A 5156-nucleotide genomic window follows, 5' to 3' on the forward strand; every position below is an offset into this window, starting at 1 on the left:
GTCTTGAGCAGCTCGGCGCCGCTGACGCCATCCAGCCCCAGCACGCCGTGCGAATGGACACTCAACACAACTATCAATGGCTGCACGCCGAGGGCACCACGCCGATCAAGGGCTGGGTCAACGGGGTGCCGCTGGAAGCGCAGGCACATGAGCAGCTGCGCAACATCGCCGCGATTCCGTTCGTCGGGCCGTGGGTGGCCGTGATGCCGGACGTGCACCTGGGCAAGGGCGCGACCGTGGGCTCGGTGATCCCGACCCGTGGTGCGATCATCCCGGCCGCGGTCGGTGTCGACATCGGCTGTGGCATGGCCGCCGTGCGTACCACGCTGCGCGCCAATGACCTGCCCGATGACCTGCGGCAGCTGCGCAACAGCATCGAGCGCAGCATCCCGGTCGGCAACGGCCGCGGCGGCGAGCACCACCGCATGCCCGACAGCATCCACACCCGGCTGCTGCAGTCCGGGCTGGTCGCCGGGCTGGAGAAGATCAAGGACAAGCACCGCCGGATCCGCACCGACAAGCTTGACCGCCAGCTGGGCACGCTGGGCGGCGGCAATCACTTCATCGAGCTGTGCCTGGACGAGACAGACGCGGTGTGGGTGATGCTGCACAGCGGCTCGCGTGGCACCGGCAACCTGATCGGCACCTACTTCATCGAGAAGGCGCGCGAGGAGCTGGCCCGGCGCGTGCTCGGCTTCCACCTGCCGGACAAGGACCTGGCGTTCTTCATGGAAGGCGAGCCGCTGTTCGACGACTACGTCGAGGCGGTGTCGTGGGCGCAGGACTACGCCCGGCAGAACCGCGAGGCAATGATGTCGCGGGTGCTGGCAGAGATGCGCCACCGGCTGCCGAAGTTCCAGCTGGCAGCGATGGCGGTGAACTGCCACCACAACTACGTGCAGAAGGAGACGCACCACGGCCAGGAACTGCTGGTGACGCGCAAGGGCGCGGTCAGCGCGCGCGAGGGCGAGCTGGGCATCATCCCCGGCAGCATGGGCACGCGCAGCTACATCGTGCGTGGCAAGGGCAACGCGGACAGCTTCCACAGCTGCAGCCACGGTGCCGGCCGGGTGATGAGCCGTGGCACTGCGCGCCAGCAGATCACGCTGGCCCAGCACCGCGAAGCGACCGCGCATGTGGAATGCCGCAAGGACAGCGGCGTGCTGGACGAGTCACCGGCGGCGTACAAGTCGATCGATGACGTGATGGCGGCGCAGCTGGACCTGGTGGACGTGGTGCACACCCTGCGCCAGGTGCTGTGCGTGAAGGGATGAGGGAACGGTGCCCGCCCAAGCCCGCCCCCCCCCGGCCGCAATGGTGGCCCCCCCCCCCCCCCCCCCCACCGTGCCTCAATGGTGCCCGACCACCCTGCAGTAGATCCACGCCATGCGTGGATGCAGCGGCGCCGACCAGGGTCGGCATCTACAGAACAAGCCCGATCAGCGCGGCACGCTGTCTTCGCTCACCAGCGCATGATGCATGCCGATACCCGCGCGCACTCCTTCGGCGGTGGCCAGGGTGATGTTGCCGACCGTGGTCGCATCGCCTGCGGCATACACGTTCGGCACCGAGGTCTGCTTCATCGCATCGACCTCGATCAAAACGCCCAGCGGGCTCTCGGCCAACGTGCAGCCCAGCCGCTGCACCAGCGGCGTGGCCATCGCCTGGGTGGCCGGAACGAACAGTGCCCGCTGCGCGACGCGACGGCCATCGGCCAGTTCCACTTCCAGCCAGCTCGGCTGGTCGCCCTGCACGCCCAGTACCGGCGAGGTCTCGATCTGCACGCCACGCTGCTGCATGGCGGCGCGTTCGTCATCGGTGATCGGCAGGCCCTGGCTGAAGAAGGTGACATTGCCCCAGTCGGCGAACAGCGGCGCCTTGGCGGCCGACATCGGGTGGCCGCCGAGCAGGCCGATCGCACCGCCACCGACTTCATAGCCATGGCAGTAGGGGCAGTGCAGCACGGTGCTGCCCCAGCGCTCGGCCAGGCCCGGCAGCTCCGGCAGCTGGTCGGCGATGCCGCTGGCCAGCAGCAGCTTGCGCGCGGCCAGCACCTGGCCGTCGGCGGTCTCCACTTCAACCCCATCGTTGGTGCTGCGGGCATGCACCGCATCGGCATGCACCCAGCGCACGCTGGGATAGTCCAGCAGCTGCTGGCGGGCGGTCTTGAGCAGCTCGGCGCCGCTGACGCCATCCAGCCCCAGCACGCCGTGCGAATGGCTGGCGAAGCGGTTGCGCGGCGAACCGGCGTCGATGACGGTGACCGGGCGACGGGCGCGGGCCAGGATCAGGCCGGCGGCGATGCCGGCATAGCTGCCGCCGACGATGAGCACATCAGGATTCATGGTGACCTTCCAGGGAGCGGTGATGGGCGAGATGGCGGGCGAACTCGGCGCCGAGCTGGTCCAGCGTGGCTGCCTGCAGGCGCTGTTCGAGCAGGCGCTGCGCCTCGCGTGCGCCCTCCAGCAGGGCACTGTTGACCAGATGCTGGATAGGGCAGCCACGCCCTGAATCGCGGGCACCCACCTGTACCAGCGGCGGCGCGCCCACGGCCAGATAGATGTCGTGCAGGGTGATGGTGGCGGCGTCGCGGGCCAGCTGGCTGCCGCCGCCATGGCCGCGTGCGCTGCGCACCAGGCCGGCCTTGTGCAGCTGCGCTAGCAGGCGCCGGATCACCACCGGATGGGTCGGCAGGCACGACGCCAGCTGTTCGGAAGTGCGCGGTGCGGCCTGGCCGACCAGGTGCGCCATCACGTGCAGGGCGTCGGAAAGCGGGTTCGCGGATTTCATGTAACAACAATAGTTACATTTAAATCCCCTGTCCAGAGTCTGCTTTCGTTCCATATGGACACATTTGTCCTATGAAACGTTTCCTTCACTTCGCTAAACGAAACACTAATGTGATGAACGTCGCACTTCAGAGGTGCTCGAAACCGGTCGATACCGCATCGCCCCTTCCCGAGAGCCCCTTCCGATGAATGCGTCTGTCCGTGCACCCCGCCTGCAGTCCAAACTGCTCGGCGCGGTTTCCGTTGGCCTGGCCGTAGTCCTGTTGTGCGCCTTGGCAGGTCTTGCTTCCGCCTGGTTGAAGCTGTCCACCGATGTCCCGCCCGAAGTCGCGCACAGTCGCGATGCCGAACGCCTGCAGCGCGAGTTCCGCGGCCAGGTGCAGGAATGGAAGAACGTGCTGCTGCGCGGGCACGACGATGCCTTGCGTCAGCGTCACCTGGAGGCCTTCGACAGCGAAGGCCGTCTGGTCGAACAACTGGCCAAGGGCCTTGCCAGCAGCCCCGATGCGCGCACGCGCGAGCAGGCGCAGGCCTTCATCGGACTGCATGCGCAGCTGCAGAAGGACTATCACGCCGCGCTGCAGGCCTTCGCCGCCGCCGGCTACGATCCCGCCGCTGGCGACACCCTGGTGCGTGGCAAGGATCGTCCGGTGGCCACCGCACTGGATGCGCTGAGCACGCAGGCCACGCAGGTGGCCGAAGCGGCACTGGCGGCGCGTTCGCAGCAGGCGCGGCAGACCCTGCTGCTGTGCGCGGCGCTGACCGTGCTGGCCGCGGTGCTGCTGCTGATCGGCCTGGCCTGGTGGTTGCGGCGTGCGGTGGTGCAGCCGGTGCTGGCGGTGGAAGCTGCCGCACGCGCGGTCGCCGCTGGCGACCTGCAGCACGTGGTGCGGGTGAGCAGCCGCGATGAGATCGGCCGCCTCGCGCAGGCGATGCAGGCGGTGCAATCCACGCTGCGCGGCGTACTGGACGCACAGGGCGCGATGGCGCAGGCGCACGAGGCCGGCACCATCAGCCATCGCATGGATGCCAGCGCCTTTCCCGGCGCGTTCGGCGAGATGGTGGCCGACAGCAACGCGCTGGTGGACGCGCACATCCAGGTGAAGATGCGCGCGATCGCGATCATGGGCCGCTATGCCATCGGCGACCTCAGCCAGGACATGGAACGCCTGCCCGGCGAGAAGGCGGTGATCACCGAAGCGCTGGATACCGCCAAGGCCAATCTGGGCACCATCAATGGCGAGATCCGCCGCCTGGCCGAAGCCGCCGCCGCCGGCGACTTCAGCCAGCGCGGCGACAGCGCGCGCTTCGAACATGATTTCCGCGCGATGGTCGACGGCCTGAACCGCCTGATGCAGGCCACTGAGCTGAACCTGGGTGAGGTCTCCGGCATGCTGCGCGCGATTGCCGATGGCCGCCTCGGCGCACGCATGCACGGTGACTTCCAGGGCGTGTTCGCCCGCATCGCCGGCGACGCCAACACCACCGCCGCGCAGCTGGCGACCATCGTCACCGACATCAAGCACGCCTCCGGCAACATCCACACGGCTGCGGCGGAGATTGCCGCCGGCAACAACGACCTGTCGCGTCGCACCGAGCAGCAGGCCGCCAACCTGGAAGAGACCGCCGCTTCGATGGAAGAACTGACCTCCACCGTGCGGCAGAATGCCGAGCACGCACGCCAGGCCAACCAGCTGGCGATCGGCGCCCACAGCGTCGCCTCGCAGGGCGGCAGCGTGGTCGGCCAGGTGGTGGCGACGATGGGCGCGATCGAGACCTCGTCGCGGCAGATCGCCGAGATCATCAGCGTGATCGATGGCATCGCGTTCCAGACCAACATCCTGGCGTTGAACGCGGCGGTGGAAGCCGCGCGTGCCGGCGAACAGGGCCGCGGCTTCGCGGTGGTCGCCAGCGAGGTGCGCACGCTGGCACAGCGTTCTGCCGCTGCGGCGAAGGAGATCAAGGCGCTGATCGAGGCCTCGGTGGAACAGGTCGGGCACGGCGCGCAGCGCGTGCGTGAGGCCGGCGACACCATGGCCGAGATCGTGGCCTCGGTGCAGCGGGTGACCGACATCATGGCCGAGATCTCCGCCGCGTCGCAGGAACAGAGCGCTGGCATCGAGCAGGTCAGCCAGACCGTGATCCAGATGGATGGCACCACCCAGCAGAACGCTGCGCTGGTGGAAGAGGCCAGCGCCGCTGCACGCAGCCTGGAGCAACAGGCGAACCGCCTGATCGACGCCGTGGATGTATTTGACCTGTCGACCACGGCAGCGGCGAAGGATGCGCTGCAACGTGCAGCCTGATTGATCCGGTTGCCGGCCGCTGGCCGGCAGTGCCCAACGCCACATGGGTAGTGCCCGACCG

At 68.4% G+C, this 5156-nt stretch carries 4 protein-coding genes; 2 read left to right on the forward strand and 2 right to left on the reverse strand.

Annotated features, from left to right (window positions below; translation table 11 throughout):
• The first annotated feature begins 53 nt into the window (after positions 1–53).
• Positions 54–1274 (forward strand): RtcB family protein, encoded by a 1221-nt coding sequence (locus tag O0J73_RS21485; protein WP_308309598.1) that lies wholly within the window; start codon positions 54–56, stop codon positions 1272–1274.
• 165 nt (positions 1275–1439) lie between these two features.
• Here the strand turns inward: O0J73_RS21485 and O0J73_RS21490 are convergent, their stop codons facing one another.
• A complete protein-coding gene (locus tag O0J73_RS21490) occupies positions 1440–2345 on the reverse strand; it encodes an NAD(P)/FAD-dependent oxidoreductase (protein ID WP_308309596.1) in 906 nt (301 codons plus the stop codon).
• The gene (locus O0J73_RS21495) at positions 2335–2790 is read right to left on the reverse strand and encodes an Rrf2 family transcriptional regulator (protein ID WP_197564816.1); all 456 of its coding nucleotides are present in this window, start codon (positions 2788–2790) and stop codon (positions 2335–2337) included. Before O0J73_RS21495 ends, O0J73_RS21490 begins: the two co-directional genes overlap by 11 nt.
• 184 nt (positions 2791–2974) lie before the next feature.
• Between O0J73_RS21495 and O0J73_RS21500 the strand changes: the two genes are divergently transcribed.
• On the forward strand, positions 2975–5095 hold the full coding sequence (locus O0J73_RS21500; RefSeq protein WP_308309597.1) for a methyl-accepting chemotaxis protein: 2121 nt from the start codon (positions 2975–2977) through the stop codon (positions 5093–5095).
• Positions 5096–5156 lie beyond the last annotated feature (61 nt).

The organism is Stenotrophomonas sp. Sm6012 (genome assembly GCF_030985895.1).
Taxonomy (GTDB): domain Bacteria; phylum Pseudomonadota; class Gammaproteobacteria; order Xanthomonadales; family Xanthomonadaceae; genus Stenotrophomonas; species Stenotrophomonas forensis.